Source organism: Nonomuraea sp. NPDC050556 (assembly GCF_044457355.1).
Classification (GTDB): domain Bacteria; phylum Actinomycetota; class Actinomycetes; order Streptosporangiales; family Streptosporangiaceae; genus Nonomuraea.
The window spans coordinates 1644429-1662093 of the sequence record NZ_JBITGU010000003.1; the positions used below are offsets into that span (position 1 = coordinate 1644429).

Sequence of the window (17665 nt, forward strand, 5' to 3'; positions counted from 1 at the left end):
CCGCAAGGACGCGGTGTGTTCACCATTTACCCGTGTGGCGAATATCACAAGAGGTGGCGGCCAAAGAAAATGGCCTACGATCGATTCCGCGATGCTGAAACTCCTGCGCCCGGCCATGACCCGGATACTCACCCCGCTGGGCAGGGCCCTCGTCCGCCGCGGGATCGGCCCGAACGCCGTCACGGCCGTGGGCACCCTCGGCACCGTCGTGTCCGCCCTGCTGCTGTTCCCCACCGACCACCTGTGGTGGGGCTCGGTGGCCATCACCGTGTTCGTGCTGTTCGACCTGCTCGACGGCGTGGTGGCGCGGCTCGGCGGCGGCGGTGGCAGCACCTGGGGGGCCTTCCTCGACTCCACGCTCGACCGGGTGGCCGACGCGGCCATCTTCGCCGGGCTGATCCTCTACTTCGCCGTCCAGCAGGACCATCTGATGGTCGGGGTCACCCTCTTCTGCCTGGTGACGGGGGCTGTGGTGTCGTACGCCAAGGCCCGCGCCGAGGGGCTCGGCCTCACCTGCGACGTCGGACTCGCCGAGCGCCCCGAGCGCCTCGTCGTCGTGCTCGTCGCCGCGGGCTTCGACGGGCTCGGCGTGCCGTACATCCTGGCCGCGGGGATGTGGATCCTCGCGGTCGCCAGCGCGATCACCGTGGTGCAGCGCGTCGTGCACGTCTACCGCCAGACCCAGCAGCCGGGGGAGTGATGACGACATTTCAGGACCGCGTGATCGCGGCCGGGTTCGCGGCAGGGTGGAAGCTCGTGCCTCTGCTGCCGGAGAAGATGACGGCCGCCGCCTTCGAGAAGGTCGCCGACCGGGTGTGGCGCAAGCGCGGCGGCTCGGTGCGGCGGCTGGAGTCCAACCTGTCCAGAGTGACCGGCTTCGACCGCGACAGCGCGGAGATGCGCGAGCTCAGCCGCCAGGGCATGCGCTCCTACTTCCGCTACTTCCACGAGATCTTCCGGCTGCCCAAGATGCGCAGCGAGGACGTCGTGCGCCGCACCCACGTGACCGGCGCGGAGCACATCTTCGACACCCTGGCCAGTGGCCGGGGCGTGGTGCTCGCCCTGCCGCACATGGGCAACTGGGACCAGTCGGGCGCCTGGCTGGTCGGCAGCGGCCACCGCTTCACCACGGTGGCCGAGCGGCTCAAGCCCGAGTCGCTGTTCCGCCGCTACGTCGCCTTCCGCGAGGGGCTCGGTATGGAGGTCCTGCCGCTGACCGGCGGCGACGGGCACAACTTCGGCACGCTGGCCCAGCGGGTGCGCAAGGGCGGGGTCGTCTGCCTGCCCGCGGAGCGCGACCTGACCAAGAGCGGCATCGAGGTGGAGTTCTTCGGCGCGACCACCAAGGTCCCCGCGGGGCCGCCGCTGCTGGCGGTCAAGACCGGCGCGGCGCTGCTGCCCGCGATCATGTGGTTCGAGGGCGACGACTGGGGGCTGCGCATCGACGAGGAGATCCCGGTCCCGGCCGAGGGCTCCCTCTCCGAGCGTACGCAGCAGGTCGCGCAGAGCCTGATCAGGGCGTTCGAGAAGGGCATCACCGAACACCCCCAGGACTGGCACATGCTGCAGCGCCTGTGGCTGGAGGACCTGGAGCCGCGCCCGTGAAGGTCGGCATCGTCTGCCCCTACTCCTGGGAGGTTCCAGGCGGGGTCAAGCAGCACATCGACGACCTGGCCCAGGCGCTCATCGCGCAGGGCCACGACGTGAGCGTCATCGCCCCGGCCGGCGACGACGCCGACCTGCCGCCCTACGTGGCGGGGGCGGGCCGGGCCGTGCCCGTGCCGTACAACGGGTCGGTGGCCAGGATGTCGTTCGGCTTCATCTCGGCGGCCCGGGTGCGCAGGTGGGTGCGCGAGGGCGGCTTCGACGTGCTGCACATCCACGAGCCGCTGGTGCCCTCGCTGGGCGTGCTGGCCTGCTGGGCGGCCAAGGGGCCGATCGTGGCGACCTTCCACGCCTCGTGGGTGCGCTCGCGGGCCATCGCGATCGCCGAGCCGCTGCTGCGCAGCGCCCTGGAGAAGATCAGCGGGCGCATCACCGTGTCCGACGCGGCGCGCAAGAGCCTGGTGGAGCAGTTCGGCGGCGACACCGTGGTGATCCCCAACGGGGTGACCGTGGCCCGCTACACCGAGGCCGAGCCGCTGGACGGCTGGGGGCCCGACGGGTCCACGATCGGCTTCCTCGGGCGCATGGACGAGGAGCGCAAGGGGCTGCCGATCCTGCTGGAGGCGTTCGAGAAGCTCGCCGCCGACCGGCCGGACGTCAAGCTGCTCATCGCCGGGCCCGGCGACGCCGACGACGTGTACGCCAAGGTGCCCAAGCGCTTCCACGACCGGGTCACCGTACTCGGGATGGTCAGCGAGCAGGACAAGATCCGCGCCTATCACTCCGTCGACGTGTTCTGCGCGCCCAACACCCGAGGCGAGAGCTTCGGCATCGTGCTGGCCGAGGCGATGGCGTCCGGCGCGACCGTGCTGGCCAGCGACATCGCCGCCTTCCGCAGGGTGCTGGGCGACGGCCAGGCGGGGGCGCTGTTCACCAACGGCGACCCGGCCTCGCTGGCCGCCGAGTGCGCCGCGCTGCTCGACTCGCCCGAGCGCAGGGCCAAGCTGGCCGAGGAGGCGCTGGTCGCGGTGCGCAAGTACGACTGGTCGACGGTCGCCCGCGACGTCGTGCGCGTCTACGAGACCGTCGCCACCGGCGCGCGGGTGGAGGAGGACGCATGACACCGACGATCATTGTTCTGCTGGTCGGCATCGCCGTGGTGCTGGCCGCCGTCTACGTCTCCTGGCGCGCCGGGCGGCTCGACCGGCTGCACATCAGGCTGGAGCTGGCCCGCGAGTCCCTCGACGCGTCGCTGCTGCAGCGCAGGGCCGTGGTGCTCGAACTGGCCGGTTCCCGCCTGCTCGACCCGGCCACCTCGCTGTTCCTGGCCTCAGCCGCGCACGAGGCCCGTACGGCGGGGCCGGACGAGCGCGAGCACGCCGAGAGCGACCTGTCCAACGCGCTGCGCGCGGCCGTCGACCAGGAGCGGTTCCGCGAGAAGATCACCGAGCGCCCCGGCGGCCCCGAGCTCCTCGAGCAGCTCGACGCGGCCGTCACCAAGGTCGTCTACTCGCGCCGCTTCTACAACAACGCGGTCGGCGTGACCCGCACCGCGCAGAAGCGCTGGCTCGCCAGGACGCTGCGCCTGGCCGGACATACGGACTATCCGGAATTCTTCGAGATCGATGACAATCCGCCGGAGACTATGGCATCTGAATGACCCGATTTGGGGCAGGCCGGTAAGCTTCTCCCGTTTTCTCGGTAAAGCGGAGGAGTGTCTACGTGCGGGTTCCCCAGATGATCGTGGTCACGCTGGCCGTCCTCGCACCGGTGGCCGCGTGCTCGTCGGACAAGCCACCCGCCAAAGTGCCGCAGGCCGCGACGGCCGCGCCGACCCCCACCGAGACCGCTGGACCCGGTCACCCCTTCACCGGGCTGCCCGACGACGAGCGCAGGCCCGTGCTCGCCGTGAAGATCGAGAACACCGCCGCGGGCAAGCCCCAGCTGGGGCTGAAGAGCGCCGACATCGTCTACATCGAGCAGGTCGAGGCCGGGCTGACCCGCCTCATGGCCATCTTCTCCTCGAAGATCCCCAAGCAGGTCGGCCCCGTGCGCAGCGCCCGCATCTCCGACCTGCACATCGTGCCGCAGTTCGGCAAACCAGCCTTCGCCTACTCCGGCGCGCAGACCAAGATGTTGCCGCTCATCGCGCAGGCCTCGCTCTTCGACTCCTCCGACAGCCGCAACCCCGGCGCCTACTTCCGCCAGCCCGGACGGCACGCGCCGTACAACCTGTTCGCCAACACCAAGCAGCTGCTGGCCAAGAACCCCAAGGCCAGCAAGGCCAAGGACATCGGCTTCACCTTCGGCGAAGCGCCCGCCGAGGGCGGCGTGGACAAGAAGTCGTGGACGGTCAAGTGGCCGGGCGCCCGCTTCACGTTCCAGTGGTCGGACGAGAAGAAGCAGTGGCTCATCTGGCAGGACGGCAAGAAGGACATGGCCGCCGAAGGCGGGCAGCTGAGCGCGCCGACGATCGTCGTGCAGTACGCCAAGACCGAGCGCTCGCAGTTCCACGACTTCATGGGCAGCTATACCCCGCTCGTGCACACCGTCGGCAAGGGCTCGGCGATCGTGCTGCGGGACGGCAAGGCCTACAAGGCCAAGTGGTCGCGCGCCTCGGAGGAGGAGGGCACCACCTACACCACCGAGTCCGGCGAGCCGATGAACTTCACCCCGGGCCAGGTCTGGATCGCCCTCGCGGCCAAGAAGCCTGTCATTCCGTAGTGTTCGTACGCCATACCCCGACAGGATGGCGTGTTCGGGGCCAGACGTCTCAGGACCTACGATGGTGTTGAGAACTTACTACCGCCTGTTGTGAGGAAGACCGTGTCCGAAACCACGCCCGTCACCGGAACCGCCCGCGTCAAGCGCGGCATGGCCGAGATGCTCAAGGGCGGCGTCATCATGGACGTCGTCACCCCCGAGCAGGCGAAGATCGCCGAGGACGCCGGAGCGGTCGCCGTGATGGCGCTGGAGCGCGTGCCCGCCGACATCCGCGCCCAGGGCGGCGTCTCCAGGATGAGCGACCCCGACATGATCGAGGGCATCATCTCGGCCGTCTCCATCCCGGTCATGGCCAAGGCCCGCATCGGCCACTTCGTCGAGGCCCAGGTCCTGATGTCGCTCGGCGTCGACTACGTCGACGAGTCCGAGGTGCTCACCCCGGCCGACTACGCCAACCACATCGACAAGTGGCAGTTCACCGTGCCCTTCGTCTGTGGCGCGACCAACCTGGGCGAGGCGCTGCGCCGCATCACCGAGGGCGCGGCCATGATCCGCTCCAAGGGCGAGGCGGGCACCGGCGACGTGTCCAACGCCGTCACCCACATGCGCACGATCCGCGGCGAGCTCAAGCGGCTGGCCTCGCTGCCCGAGGACGAGCTGTACGTCGCGGCCAAGGAGCTGCAGGCGCCGTACGAGCTGGTGGCCGAGGTCGCCAAGACCGGCAAGCTGCCGGTCGTGCTGTTCACCGCGGGCGGCATCGCGACCCCGGCGGACGCGGCGATGATGATGCAGCTCGGGGCCGAGGGCGTGTTCGTGGGCTCAGGCATCTTCAAGTCGGGCGACCCGGCCAAGCGCGCGGCGGCGATCGTCAAGGCGACGACGTTCTTCGACGATCCGGACGTCATCGCGAAGGTCTCGCGCGGGCTGGGCGAGGCGATGGTCGGCATCAACGTCGACGAGATCCCCCAGCCCCACCGCCTCGCCGAGCGCGGCTGGTAGCTCTTTCTTTCTGTACGGCTTCGCCAGGGAACGGCCACCCGCCGACGCGGGTGGCCGTTTTCGCTTCATGGCGTTACTGTCGGCGTCTCGCGTCTACCTCTATCTCGATCTTCATGCGTGGGTCTGCCAGGCCGCACACCATCATGGTCGCCGCCGGGCGCACGTCGCCGAAACACGCGCGCAGCACTGGCCAGCACGGCTCGAAATCGTCGCGGTCCGTCAGCAGGTACCGCACCCTGACCACGTCGCCGAACCCCGACCCCGCCTCCTCCAGCGCCGCGCCGATGTTGCGCAGGCACTGCTCGGCCTGCTCCACCACGTCCTCGGAGATCGTCATCGCCGCGTAGTCGAAGCCCGTGGTGCCGGACACGTGGATCCGGTCGCCGTCCACGACCGCCCGCGCGTAGCCGATCTGCTCCTCGAAGGTGGACCCGCTCAGGATCGCTCGTCGCTCACTCATCCCGGCACCGTACGACATATGGCAACGTATCGTGTGATATCTCCTGAGATATGGACCGGCTTACCTTTCCGTCCCTTCGCGCCTTCGTCGTGCTCGCAGAGGAGCTGCACTTCGGGCGGGCCGCCGACCGCCTGGGCGTCGCGCAGCCGCCGTTCAGCCAGCAGATCAGGCGGCTGGAGGAACGGGTCGGCCATCCGCTGTTCGAACGCGACCCCTCCGGCGTACGGCTCACGCCCGCCGGACGCGAGCTCCTCCCGGCGGCGCGGAGCGCGATCGACGGGCTCGCCTTCGGGCTGGAGGCGGCGCGGCGGGCCGGTCGGGGGGAGGCGGGCAGGCTCAGGGTGGGGTTCGCCGCCTCGCTCGCGGTGACCGTACTGCCCCGGCTGCTGCGCGCCCACCGGGGGCGCCACCCCCTCGTCGAGCTGGACCTGCGGGAGATGACCACGGCGCCGCAGGTGGCGGCGCTGCTGGCCGGTGACATCGACGTCGGCCTGATGCGCGAGCCGCCCGACGACCCTGCGCTGATGGTGGGGCCTGTCGTCTTCGAGGGGTTCGTCGCCGTGCTGCCCGCCGGGCATCCGCTGGCCGTCCTGCCCGCCGTACCCGTGGAGGCGCTGGCGGGGGAGCGGTTCGTCCTGCTGCCCAGGGAGAGCGCGCCGACCGTGCACGACCGCATCGTCGGCGTGTGCCGGGCGGCGGGGTTCGAGCCGGTGATCGGGCAGCGGGCGGTGGAGTGGCAGACCGTGTGCGCCCTCGTCGGGGCCGGGCTGGGCGTCTCGCTGGCACCCGAGGGCGTGGCGAGTGTCGGGATTCCTGGCGTCGTCTACCGGGAGATCGACTCGGCGGTACGGACGTCCGTGGCGCTGGTGCGCCGGGCCGACGACCACCGGGCGCTGGTGGAAAATTTCATGAGCTGAGACTCGGCGAAGAATGTCGTCGTATGGGTGTTGTGTTGCGTTTACTCGGGGTTCATGGCGTTGAGGGAGGCTACGGGCGTCCCCCGCCCTTGATCGTCCAGGGAGCCCCCCATGCCCAAGCTCAACCGACGCCACTTCCTCGTCACCGGACTGGCCGCAGGCGCGGTGGCGGCCCTCCCCGGCACCGCCTCCGCCTCGCCAGAACTGCGCGCGGACCCGTTCACCCTCGGGGTGGCCAGCGGCGACCCCGACCACGGCGGCTTCGTCCTGTGGACCCGGCTGGCCGTCAACCCCCTGGCCGAGGACGGGATGGGCGGCATGCCCAACCGGCCCTTCCCCGTGCTCTGGCAGATCTACGCCGACGAGAGCTGCCGGCGGGTCGTGCGCGCCGGGGTGACCTTCGCCGCCCCCGAGTGGGGGCACAGCGTGCACGTGGAGGTCGACAACCTCAGCTCCGACCGCGAGTACTGGTACCGCTTCCGGGTCGGCGCCCACGTCTCACCCGTCGGACGCGCCAGGACCGCACCGCACCCCCTGTCGTACGGCGGAGCTCTGACGATGGCCTTCGTATCGTGCGCGCAGTACGAGCACGGCTACTTCACCTCCTACCGGCACCTCGCCGAGGAGCGGCCGGACGTGATCCTGCACCTGGGGGACTACCAGTACGAGTACACCAAGGACACCTACGTCATTCCGGGCGGCAACGTCCGCGACCACGAGGGGCCCGAGACCGTCACGCTGGCCAACTACCGGCAGCGCCACGCCCAGTACAAGGCCGACCCCGACCTGCAGGCGGCGCACGCGGCCTCGCCGTGGCTGGTGGTGTTCGACGACCACGAGGTCGACAACAACTGGGCCGACGAGATCCCCGAGCACGCCGAGGACCAGCCCACCTTCCTGCAGCGGCGCGAGGCCGCCTTCCGCGCGTACTACGAGAACATGCCGCTGCGCCGTACGTCGATCCCGCGCGGGATCGACATGCAGCTCTACCGGCGGGTGCGGTGGGGGCAGATGGCGACCTTCCACATGCTCGACACCCGGCAGTACCGCAGCGACCAGGGGTGCGGGGACGGGTACAAGGACTGTCCGGCCGCCGTCGACCCGACGCGGTCGATCACCGGGGACGAGCAGGAGCGGTGGCTGATCGACGGGTTCCATCGCTCGCGGGCGCAGTGGGATGTGATCGGGCAGCAGGTGTTCTTCGCGCAGCGCGACAACAACGCCGGGCCGTTGAAGGTGACGAGCATGGACGCCTGGGACGGGTACGTGGCTTCGCGGCAGCGGATCACCCAGGGGTGGGTGGATGCGGGGATCCGCAACCCGGTGGTGTTGACGGGGGACGTGCACGCGCATTGGGCGAGCGACCTGAAGCTGAACTACGACGACCCGACCACTGCGACTGTGGGGTCGGAGCTGGTGGCGAGCTCGATCTCCACGGGTGGTGACGGGCGCGACTCGGACCCGCAGACGCAGCCGTTCCTGAAGATCAACCCGCACCTGAAGTTCTACAACAACCAGCGGGGTTATGTGCTGACGCGCATCGAACGCGACAGGATGACGGCGGACTTCAAGGTGGTTCCCCGGGTGCAGGTGCCTGGCTCGGAGGTCCACACGAAGGCCACGTTTGTGATCGAGGACCGGGTGCCTGGGGTGCAGCAGACGTACTTGCGCCCAGTGGACCCGACCCTGGCCCGGTCGCTGCCGGAGACCACTATCGAAGAAACCGTCCGCCTCGAAACCGACCGCCCCTAACCCATCCCCACCGCCTCCCCCGTCTTTCCCCCTCCCACCACCTCCCCCGTCTTTCCACCTCCCACCACCACCCCCAACCCCCCACCCCCGCCTGCCCACCCACCGCCCGCCCACCCGCCCGCCCCTGGTCCTGCAGGGGCGGGCGACCTCTGGCACTGTCCGTCCGTTCGTTGGGTTGTGCGCGGGGCGTCTCCGCCTGCGGCGAAGACACCCCGATGTCATTGGGCGAGCTAGGAGTGGGGCAGGAACCCTGAGGTGAGCGGAGGGCCGCAGCGCCGGAAGATCCACGACGGGACGAGGTGCCTCCGCGAGTTCTCCACATCGCATTTGACGCTGTGGGCTGCTTGCCCATGAGACGCAGCGTTTTAGGGCATCCGAAGAGTTCGGCATAGCCGGTGGCTGGCGCCAAGGAGGATCACCGAGCGCGTGACGCCACCCACGCTGTTTTGCGTGTACTGGCCACGCGCAGTTGGTCCAGGGGCACGTCAAACGAGCGCTGTCAGAGAGCGTAAGCGCCCCTTTGGCCAGTCGCTCCCATGTGACCTGAGCGGTCTTGAGCTGCCTACGTTCGGACGGCGTCTCCTGGCGGTCCGCCGCAACCCAGGTTGTCATGAAAGGAGTCGCGTGCACAGACGGTCACTGCCAGAGGTCGCTCGCCACAGCAGGACCGGGGGCGGGAGGGTGGGCGGCGGTGGGCGGGCGGGCGGAGCGGTGGAGAGTGTGGGGAGATGGGGGCAGGTGGAAGGCGGGGGGAGGGGTGGGGCTGCTTTGGTTGAATAGTTAGCCAGGCTAAGTTAGCCTAGCTAAGTATGACCGACCCCGAAGCCCTGGCGACCGAGCTGTCCACCGCCCTCCGCCACCTGGTTCTCCTCCTCCGCAGAACCGTCGCCGGTCAACCCATCACCAGCCAGCAATACGCAGTCCTAGGCTCCCTCGAAGCCGCCCCCCGCCGCATGACCGAGCTGGCCGAAGAGCACGGTGTCCAGCTCCCCACCATGACCGTGCAGATCAACAGGCTCGAAGACCCCGGTCTCGTCACCAGAGCCGCAGACCCCGCCGACGCCCGAGTAAGGACCGTCGAGCTCACCGAGGAAGGCCGCCGCAGGCTGCGTGCCGTACGGCAGGCCAGGATCGCCCACCTCGCCCGCGAGCTCGCCGCCCTCACCCCCGACGAGCAGTCAGCCCTCGAAAAGGCCCTCCCCGTCCTGGAGAAGCTCGGGCGCGCCTGAAAGGAAAGAAAGAAATGTCCCTCCTACGCCAGCCGATGTCGGTCTGGGCCACCGCGTTCGCCGCGGTCATCGCCTTCATGGGCATCGGCCTGGTCGACCCGATCCTCCCCTCCATCGCCCAAGGACTGCAGGCGACCCCGAGCCAGGTGTCACTCCTGTTCACCAGCTACTTCCTGGTCACAGCAGTCGCCATGCTGGTCACCGGATGGGTCTCCAGCCGCATAGGCGGCAAGCGCACCCTGTTGCTGGGCCTCACGCTGGTGATCGTGTTCGCCGCGCTGGCCGGGACGTCCGGCAGCGTCGCCGAGCTCGTCGGCTTCCGCGCCGGTTGGGGCCTGGGCAACGCGCTGTTCGTGGCAACCGCCCTCGCGGTGATCGTCGGCGCGGCCACCGGCGGCGCCGAGTCGGCGATCATCCTGTACGAGGCCGCGCTCGGGCTGGGCATCTCCGCCGGACCGCTGGTCGGCGCGCTGCTCGGCGACTGGAACTGGCGCGCCCCCTTCTTCGGCACCGCGACCCTGATGGCCGTCGGGTTCGTCCTCATCGCCACCATGCTCAGGTCCACGCCCGTCCCCGAGGTGAAGACCAGGCTGAGCGCGCCGCTCAGGGCGCTGGCCCACGGCGGGCTGTCGACCACGGCGTTCACCGCGCTGTTCTACAACTTCGCCTTCTTCACCGTGCTCGCCTTCACCCCGTTCATCCTGGGCATGGACGCCTACGGCATCGGCGCCGTGTTCTTCGGCTGGGGCGTCTGCGTGGCGCTCGCCTCGGTGTTCGGCGCGCCGCCGCTGCAGCGCAGGCTCGGCTCGGTCAACGTGCTGCACCTGGCGCTGGCCGTACTCGCGGTGTGTCAGGTCGGCATCGCGCTGTCCGGCCACGCGGGGATCATCGTGTTCACGATCGCCTCCGGCGTACCCATCGGGCTGTGCAACACCGTGTTCACCGAGTCGGCCATGGAGGTCTCCGACGCGCCCAGGCCCGTCGCGTCGGCGGGTTACAACTTCGTGCGCTGGATGGGCGGCGCGCTCGCCCCGTTCGTCGCGACGAAGCTGGGCGAGGAGGTCGGCGTGGCCGTGCCGTACGTGCTGGGGGCCACCTGCTGCCTCGTGGGCATGGCCATCCTGTACGGCAGGCGCCAGCACCTGGGAGCGCTCGCCGTGGTTGGATAGCCGCCTATGTGGGGAAACGCGCTGCTGCTCTCCGTCATGACATGGAACGTCTGCGCCGGCACCAACGCCGACTGCGCCCTCTACCGCACCACGGCGCAGGAACTGGCCTGGGCGGTCAGCGGCCAGGCCGGAGGCGCGGACGTGATCTTCCTCCAGGAGTTCTGCACCAGCGCCACCTGGGACCTGGAGCAGGGTCTCGAGCTCGCGACCGGACGCCAGTGGACCGTGCGTTCGTGGGGGCTGACGGGCCAGGACGGCTCGCCGTACGCCTGCCACCCCGACCGCAACGGCCGCCCGCGCGGCGCGCAGAGCGTCACCGTCGCGGTGGCCGGTGAGGCGGCCTTCCGTACGCACGAGCTGACCTCGCCGCCCTGGTACGTCGGGCGCGCGGTGCTGTGCGCGCGGCTCACCGGGGTCAAGGTGTGCGGCACGCACCTGTCGTCGGGACGCGCGGACGACGACCGGCAGCCCGGCTCGCCGTACAGGACCAAGCAGATCAGGCAGCTCCTCGCTGCGGCAGGTGAAAGGGCCGTTTTCGGGGGCGATCTCAACACCCAGCCGGGCAACCCGGCCGTCGCGCCCGCCTACCGGGGCTTCGACGAGTGCGACCCGCGCCTGCGTGCGACCCACGAAAACGGCAAGAAGCTCGACTACCTGTTCGCGCCGAAGGGCACCATCAGGATGTGCCGTCTGGGGCCGTTCGGCGGATCCGACCACCGGCCGCTGTTCGTGAAGGTGGCCCTGTAGGAAGACGCCGCGCGTCCGTGGTGTTGAATTCAGGGAAACCCGGACCACGACGGAAGGACGACTGTGCCCAGGATCGGTGTACTCGCACTCCAGGGAGACGTGCGCGAGCACGCCCGCGCGCTGGAGGAGTCAGGCGCCACGGCCGTGTCCGTGCGCCGCCCGGCCGAGCTGGAGACGGTCGACGGCCTGGTCATCCCCGGCGGGGAGTCCACCACGATGTGGAAGCTGGCCGACACCTTCGAGATGCTCGAACCGCTGCGTCTGCGGATCAAGGACGGCATGCCCGCCTACGGCTCCTGCGCCGGGATGATCATGCTGGCCGACCGGATCGAGGACGGCATCGAGGGCCAGCAGACCATCGGCGGCATCGACATGGTCGTCAGGCGCAACGCCTTCGGCCGCCAGGTCGACTCCTTCGAGTCCGACCTCTCGTTCGCCGGCGCGTCGATCCACGCGGTCTTCATCCGTGCGCCCTGGGTGGAATCGGTGGGCGCGAGCGTCGAGGTTCTGGCAACGGCCGAGCCGGGGGATAGGATCGTCGCGGTCCGACAGGGGCCAGTGCTCGCGACATCGTTCCACCCCGAGCTGACCGGGGACGTACGCGTGCATGAATACTTCGTCAACATGGTGAGGGAGCTCTAGGTAATGTCCGGCCACTCCAAATGGGCAACGACAAAGCACAAGAAGGCCGTCGTTGACGCCAAGCGCGGAAAGATGTTCGCGAAGCTCATCAAGAACATCGAAGTAGCGGCACGGACCGGCGGCCCCGACCCAGAAGGCAACCCGACCCTCTACGACGCCATCACCAAGGCGAAGAAGAGCTCGGTCCCGATCGACAACATCGAGCGGGCGCGCAAGCGCGGCGGCGGCCTGGAGACCGGCGGCGCCGACTGGCAGACCATCATGTACGAGGGCTATGCCCCCAACGGCGTCGCGGTGCTCATCGAGTGCCTCACCGACAACCGCAACCGCGCGGCCTCCGAGGTGCGCGTCGCGCTGACCCGCAACGGCGGCTCGCTGGCCGACCCGGGCTCGGTGTCGTACATGTTCAGCCGCAAGGGTGTCATCCTGGTGCCCAAGTCGGTCGTGACGGACGCCAAGAAGGGCACCACGGTCGAATACACCGAGGACCAGATCCTCGACGCCGTCCTGGAGGCGGGCGCCGAGGAGGTCAACGACCTGGGCGAGTCCTTCGAGGTCGTCTCCGAGGCCGCCGACCTGGTCACGGTGCGCAAGGCGCTGCAGGAGGCGGGCGTCGACTACGACTCGGCCGAGTCCAGCTTCCTGGCCACCATGAACGTCCCGCTCGACGAGGACGGCGCCAAGAAGGTGTTCCGCCTCATCGACGCGCTCGAGGACAGCGACGACGTGCAGAACGTCTGGGCCAACTTCGACGTCTCCGACGAAATAATGGAGAAGCTGGACGCATAGGAGAAGCCGTAGGGTGTCAGGTCGTGGAGATTCGCGACCTGACGCCCGACGACCTCGACGGCGTCCTCGACATCCGTAAACGCTCCTTCGGCGTGCTGTCGGCCGCCGACCGGGAGCAGTGGCGCAAGACGGTGCTGCCCCAGCTGGAGGCCGGGCGCTACCTCGGCGCCTTCGACGGCGCCAGGATCGCCGCCGCCGCGCGGCTGCGCGGTTTCACCCAGTGGTGGCACGGACGTCCGCAGCCCATGGCGGGCGTCGCCGGGGTCACCGTCAACCCCGAGGATCGCGGCAGGGGGATCGGCGGGCAGATCATGCGCGCCGTCATCGAGCGCGCCGCCGAGCTGGGCGACGCCGTCTCGGCCCTCTATCCGGCGACCACGCCGATCTACCGCGGCCTCGGCTACGAGCACGCAGGAGCCCAGCTCCGCGTCACCATCCCGGCCGACGCGCTGCGCGCGATACGCGCGTCCAACCAGGTCAAGCTGCGCAGGATGGGCCCCGACGACGCGCCTGAGCTGATCGCGCTGCTCGGCCGCCTGCACGCCGCCTCGCACGCCTCTGGCCCGATCTCCTGGGACGAGCACACCTGGCGGCTGTGGCTGCAGGAGGAGGACGACTTCCTCTACCTCGCCGACGACGGCTTCGTCGTCTACCGCTGGGACGGGTCCGACCTGGAGGTCGACAACCTCGTCGCCGGCTCGCCCGACACGGCGGCGGCGCTGTGGTCGCTGGTCGGCAGCTCCTCCTCGATCGCCAAGAACGTCGTGGCCTGCCTGGCGCCGGACGACCCGGTGCTCTGGATGCTGCGCGAGCGCACCAGGGACGCGGTGACGCCGGTGCGGTGGATGTTCAGGATCGTGGACGTGCCGTCCGCGATCGCCCGCAGGGGCTTCCCCGCCGGGGTCACGCTGGACACCGTGGTGGAGGTCGTCGATCCGGTACGGCAGGCCAACACGGGCGCGTGGCACCTGACGGTCTCCGACGGAGTGGGTACGGCGACGCCGTCTTCTGAGCAGGGGACGCGGCTGACTCTCAACGGGCTGTCCGCTCTCTACGCGGGGGTGCCGACGGCGACACTGCGGGTGGCGGGGATGCTGTCGGGACCCGCCGACGAGGCGCTCGACGCGGCCTTCGCCGCGAAGCCGTACATGCTGGACTATTTCTGACAGTGGCGGAAACTGCGCCTTATCTCAGGGCTGCTGGTCGGGCAGGGTTGCCGGTATGACCCACTGGGTGCAGATGGTGCCGGACTCGCCCGGCACCCGGTCGGCGGCGGGGACCTGCCCGCAGGCACGGAACATGCGGTTCAGCCCGGCCGCGTCCGTGGCGAGCGCGGCGGGCGTGTCCGGGCTCCTGGTGACGGGCTGCGCGCCGCACTGGCGGTACTTGGAGTAGTCGCCCTCGTCGGTGTCGTGATACGTCCAGTCGAACCAGATGCGGTCGGAGATCGACGTGGACGTGGTGAACCTGGCCCACACGACGAGCCCGCGCCCTTGCCGCTGCGCCAGCAGTTCCACCCGGCGATCCGGGTTGGCGTAGCCGTCCGGCCCCACCTCGCCGACGAGCACCTTGCGCGGCGCCTTCTGATCGACGGGGATCGCCTCCGCGCACGGGCCGAACGCCAGATCGGGCGGTGCCGACGCGGCCCGTCCCGGCGGCCAGGCCACCCACAGGCCGCCCAGGAAGCCGAGCAGCGCGGCGAGCGCCGCAGCGAGCGCGAGGCGAACGGGGGACATGGCACTTCCTCGGGGGTCTGGACCTGCGTCCGGCGGTCCGGACGCAGGTCAGGGTCCGGAACGCCGAACTTGATCAGTCTGCACGAACCGCCGCCGATGTGGGACATCTGGTGCCCATGAACACCACGGTTGTGCCCGATCTGGGCGGACTGCTGAGCGCCGACGCCGAGCGGCTCTACCACCGGCTGCTGCGCGAGGGCGTCGTCCCGGTGGGCGGCGAGCCGTCGCCCGGGGCGGAGGAGCTCATCGAGGCGGGCGCCGCCTACCTCAACGGGAACGAGGCGCGGCTGCTGCCGGTCTCGCCGCCCATCGCGCTGCGGCTGCTGCTGGAGCGGCAGCACCGCGAGCTGGCCGACCGGCACAGCGCGCTGGCCGACAGCTGGCGGCAGTTCTCCGTCCTGGTCGCGCCCGCCGCCTCCGGTGGCGACGTGCTGCTGGGGGCCGAGGAGGCGGCCAAGCGCGCGATCGAGCTGCGGCTGTCGGCAAGGCGGGAGGTGCGGGTGGCGGTGGTGACGTCGGGGCTGCCAGCGTCCGCGCCCTCGTCGGAGGCTCGGGTGCGGACGGTGTACGACGCGTCGTACGCCGTCTGGTCGACCGGCCTGCGGGCGGGGGAGGAGGCCAGGATCCGGCACGGGGTGCCGCTCGACCTGGTGCACGTCGACGACCGGGCGGCGGTCGCGGGGCGGCTGCTCGTCACCGACCCGGGCCTGCTGGGGGCGCTGGCGGCCTGGTTCGACCTGATGTGGGCGGACGCCGCCACGGTCGCGGTCACGCCGCAGCGCACCTCGCTGACCCCGGGGCAGCTTCGGGTGCTGCGGCTCTTGGCTGCTGGACGGTCGGACACCGCGATCAGCAGGGAGATCGGGACCAGCGTGCGCACCGTGCACCGCCACGTGCGCGCGGTCCTGGACGTGCTGGGCGTCGAGTCGCGCTTCGCAGCCGGGGCAGCGGCGGCGAAGCGCGGCTGGATCTGATCTTTTCTCGGGATAATGCGGGACATGAGCGAGGATGCGCTGGAGTCGGCTACTTCGGCACGGAGCTTCCGTGAAGCGCTGATTGACCTTTACACCCGGAGTGGGTCGCCGTCGCACCCGGTGCTGTCGGCGTCGGCGCGGCAGTACACCGATCTGCGCATCGCCAAGTCGACCCTTTACGACCTGCGCAACCGCACATACGCGGACGCGCTGCCCAAGCTGGACTTCGTCACCGTGGTGGTGGCGGGGTGCCTGGCGCTGGGCGGGGCATCCGCGTCCGAGGTCGAGGCGGAGACGGCGCGGTGGGAGCAGCATTGGCGGCGCATCCTCTCCGACCAGAACGAACCCGTCCCTCTGCGACGTCCCTCTGCGCATGCCCCCTCGGGGCCCGCCCTTTCCGACGCGTCTGCCAGGGCGTTGCTCAAGGCCCTGGTCACCGAACCTCGTCGGCGGGTACGGCTGGCCGTCGCGGTCGTGGCGGTCGCCGCTGCCATCGGCCTCACGCTCGGCATCACGGTGGCCAACGCGGCGGGGGAGCCACCGGCTTTGACTGCCTTCGCGCCGTGTGCCGAGGGGGTGGTGGCTGATCCTGGGGCGGCTTATACGGTGCTCCTCTTCGAGCCCGGGCCGCCGGGGAACCCCTATCCGGTGCGTCAGGTGGAGCTGCGCACGCAGGTGAGCAGGGGGCAGTGGATCGTGTGGTCGCACCTGGACCGGCCTACGAGCCAGTTGGACAAGGTGTGGCTGGAGTGGAGCTACCACCAGAGGCCTGGGGATCCTTCCCAGGTACGGCGGTGCGGGCCGCAACTGGTGTCGCGGGGGGCGCAGACGCCGGGGGTGATGGCTTGGGACGGGGAGGACAACAAACGCTGGTTCCGCGCATGCGCCCAACCCCCGGAAGCCGAATGGACTCCTGGCCGGGACGGCATCTTCTGCACCAGCTGGACCCGCCCAGACATCTAACCCACCCCTCCCACGCACCCCCAGCCCATCCCGCCCCCTCCCCCCCAGAGCCCCCGCCCCTCTGCGCCCCACCCGCAGCCTCCCGTCCCTCAGCCCTGGCCCCTCAGCCCTGGCCCCTGGGCCCTGGCCCAGCACTCCGCCGATGACCCCGCCCTCTCGTTCTGGGGCGGGACCTTGGAGACCTGCCCACCCTCCTCGGGCTGGGTGTGGCCCCTGGCCACGTGGGCGATCGGGCGTCGGGGCCGCGTGTTCCCGGTGCGTCGGGGCGATCCTCGCGGTAGAGTCCTGTGCCGAACAGGTGTTCGGCGGCGGGGAGGGCTGCGTGCGGGTGATGGGCGTTGACCCGGGGCTGACCCGGTGCGGTATCGGCTCGGTCGAGGGCCGTCCCGGAGCGCCGCTGTCCCTCGTGGCCGTAGGAGTGGTCCGTACGGACGCCGACGCCGACCTGGGCACGAGGCTGGTCGGCATCGAGGCGGGCATCGAGCAGTGGCTCGACGAGGTGCGCCCCGACGCGGTGGCGGTGGAGCGCGTCTTCAGCCAGCACAACGTACGCACCGTGATGGGCACCGCCCAGGCGGCGGGCATCGCCATCCTCTGCGCCGCCCGGCGCGGCCTCCCGGTGGCCCTGCACACGCCGTCCGAGGTCAAGGCGGCCATCACGGGCAGCGGCACGGCCGACAAGAAGCAGGTGGGCACAATGGTGACCCGGCTCCTGAGGCTGTCCGAGATGCCCAAACCCGCCGACGCGGCGGACGCCCTGGCGCTGGCCATCTGCCACGTCTGGCGCGGCGGCACCCAGAACCGCATCGCCGAAGCCCTCGCCAAGGCCAGGTCCCGCCCATGACCCCACCAGCCCCGCCACCGCGAACACCCCAGACGCCCGGCCGACCCGCGCACCCCGAGCTCACAACCTGCCGCGAAGAACCCACGGCCCCTCGGCCGCACAGGCGAACCCCAGG

19 protein-coding genes are annotated in these 17665 nt (G+C 70.3%); 17 read left to right on the forward strand and 2 right to left on the reverse strand.

Going from position 1 to position 17665, the window contains the following annotated elements; translation table 11 throughout:
* Positions 1 to 91 precede the first annotated feature (91 nt).
* The 6 genes from pgsA (at position 92) to pdxS (ending at position 5328) form a co-directional block, all read left to right on the forward strand.
* Entirely contained in the window at positions 92 to 700 is a 609-nt protein-coding gene (pgsA, locus tag ACIBG8_RS36605; protein WP_397347719.1) for a phosphatidylinositol phosphate synthase, read from the forward strand.
* The gene (locus ACIBG8_RS36610) at positions 700 to 1605 is read left to right on the forward strand and encodes a phosphatidylinositol mannoside acyltransferase (RefSeq protein ID WP_397347720.1); all 906 of its coding nucleotides are present in this window, start codon (positions 700 to 702) and stop codon (positions 1603 to 1605) included. Before pgsA ends, ACIBG8_RS36610 begins: the two co-directional genes overlap by 1 nt.
* Complete coding sequence (locus ACIBG8_RS36615) at positions 1602 to 2726, forward strand: glycosyltransferase family 4 protein (protein WP_397347721.1); 1125 nt, start codon at positions 1602 to 1604, stop codon at positions 2724 to 2726. The genes ACIBG8_RS36610 and ACIBG8_RS36615 overlap by 4 nt, the downstream gene beginning before the upstream one ends.
* Positions 2723 to 3265, forward strand: a complete 543-nt coding sequence (locus tag ACIBG8_RS36620) for a hypothetical protein (RefSeq protein ID WP_397347722.1) — start codon at positions 2723 to 2725, stop codon at positions 3263 to 3265. Before ACIBG8_RS36615 ends, ACIBG8_RS36620 begins: the two co-directional genes overlap by 4 nt.
* A gap of 62 nt (positions 3266 to 3327) precedes the next feature.
* Positions 3328 to 4329 (forward strand): DUF3048 domain-containing protein, encoded by a 1002-nt coding sequence (locus ACIBG8_RS36625; RefSeq protein ID WP_397347723.1) that lies wholly within the window; start codon positions 3328 to 3330, stop codon positions 4327 to 4329.
* 102 nt (positions 4330 to 4431) lie between these two features.
* Positions 4432 to 5328 (forward strand): pyridoxal 5'-phosphate synthase lyase subunit PdxS, encoded by an 897-nt coding sequence (pdxS, locus tag ACIBG8_RS36630; RefSeq protein ID WP_397347724.1) that lies wholly within the window; start codon positions 4432 to 4434, stop codon positions 5326 to 5328.
* 73 nt (positions 5329 to 5401) lie between these two features.
* Here pdxS and ACIBG8_RS36635 read toward each other — a convergent pair whose 3' ends face one another.
* Positions 5402 to 5788 carry a RidA family protein gene (locus ACIBG8_RS36635; RefSeq protein ID WP_397347725.1) on the reverse strand — a complete coding sequence of 129 codons (387 nt, stop codon included), beginning with the start codon at positions 5786 to 5788 and terminating at the stop codon, positions 5402 to 5404.
* Between the two features lie 50 nt (positions 5789 to 5838).
* Here ACIBG8_RS36635 and ACIBG8_RS36640 point away from each other — a divergent pair, with 50 nt between their 5' ends.
* The 8 genes from ACIBG8_RS36640 (at position 5839) to eis (ending at position 14199) form a co-directional block, all read left to right on the forward strand.
* Entirely contained in the window at positions 5839 to 6705 is an 867-nt protein-coding gene (locus tag ACIBG8_RS36640) for a LysR substrate-binding domain-containing protein (protein ID WP_397347726.1), read from the forward strand.
* Between the two features lie 111 nt (positions 6706 to 6816).
* The gene (locus tag ACIBG8_RS36645; protein ID WP_397347727.1) at positions 6817 to 8457 is read left to right on the forward strand and encodes an alkaline phosphatase D family protein; all 1641 of its coding nucleotides are present in this window, start codon (positions 6817 to 6819) and stop codon (positions 8455 to 8457) included.
* Positions 8458 to 9266: 809 nt separating this feature from the next.
* Positions 9267 to 9686 carry a MarR family winged helix-turn-helix transcriptional regulator gene (locus ACIBG8_RS36650; protein WP_397347728.1) on the forward strand — a complete coding sequence of 140 codons (420 nt, stop codon included), beginning with the start codon at positions 9267 to 9269 and terminating at the stop codon, positions 9684 to 9686.
* A 14-nt stretch (positions 9687 to 9700) separates the two neighbouring features.
* Positions 9701 to 10855, forward strand: a complete 1155-nt coding sequence (locus ACIBG8_RS36655; RefSeq protein WP_397347729.1) for an MFS transporter — start codon at positions 9701 to 9703, stop codon at positions 10853 to 10855.
* 36 nt (positions 10856 to 10891) lie between these two features.
* A complete protein-coding gene (locus ACIBG8_RS36660; protein ID WP_397347730.1) occupies positions 10892 to 11602 on the forward strand; it encodes an endonuclease/exonuclease/phosphatase family protein in 711 nt (236 codons plus the stop codon).
* A gap of 63 nt (positions 11603 to 11665) precedes the next feature.
* The gene (gene pdxT / locus ACIBG8_RS36665) at positions 11666 to 12244 is read left to right on the forward strand and encodes a pyridoxal 5'-phosphate synthase glutaminase subunit PdxT (RefSeq protein WP_397347731.1); all 579 of its coding nucleotides are present in this window, start codon (positions 11666 to 11668) and stop codon (positions 12242 to 12244) included.
* Between the two features lie 3 nt (positions 12245 to 12247).
* The gene (locus ACIBG8_RS36670; RefSeq protein ID WP_397347732.1) at positions 12248 to 13033 is read left to right on the forward strand and encodes a YebC/PmpR family DNA-binding transcriptional regulator; all 786 of its coding nucleotides are present in this window, start codon (positions 12248 to 12250) and stop codon (positions 13031 to 13033) included.
* 23 nt (positions 13034 to 13056) lie between these two features.
* Positions 13057 to 14199, forward strand: coding sequence for an enhanced intracellular survival protein Eis (gene eis, locus ACIBG8_RS36675; RefSeq protein ID WP_397347733.1), 1143 nt, complete (start codon positions 13057 to 13059; stop codon positions 14197 to 14199).
* 24 nt (positions 14200 to 14223) lie between these two features.
* On the opposite strand, the gene ACIBG8_RS36680 is transcribed toward eis, so the two are convergent.
* Complete coding sequence (locus ACIBG8_RS36680) at positions 14224 to 14769, reverse strand: hypothetical protein (RefSeq protein WP_397347734.1); 546 nt, start codon at positions 14767 to 14769, stop codon at positions 14224 to 14226.
* 116 nt (positions 14770 to 14885) lie between these two features.
* On the opposite strand from ACIBG8_RS36680, the gene ACIBG8_RS36685 reads away from it, so the two are divergent.
* The 3 genes from ACIBG8_RS36685 (at position 14886) to ruvC (ending at position 17550) form a co-directional block, all read left to right on the forward strand.
* Positions 14886 to 15743, forward strand: coding sequence for a LuxR C-terminal-related transcriptional regulator (locus tag ACIBG8_RS36685; RefSeq protein ID WP_397347735.1), 858 nt, complete (start codon positions 14886 to 14888; stop codon positions 15741 to 15743).
* A gap of 24 nt (positions 15744 to 15767) precedes the next feature.
* Positions 15768 to 16706: a hypothetical protein gene (locus tag ACIBG8_RS36690; protein WP_397347736.1), complete on the forward strand. Its 939-nt coding sequence runs from the start codon at positions 15768 to 15770 to the stop codon at positions 16704 to 16706.
* Between the two features lie 322 nt (positions 16707 to 17028).
* Positions 17029 to 17550 carry a crossover junction endodeoxyribonuclease RuvC gene (gene ruvC, locus ACIBG8_RS36695; RefSeq protein ID WP_397347737.1) on the forward strand — a complete coding sequence of 174 codons (522 nt, stop codon included), beginning with the start codon at positions 17029 to 17031 and terminating at the stop codon, positions 17548 to 17550.
* The last annotated feature ends 115 nt before the right edge of the window (positions 17551 to 17665 follow it).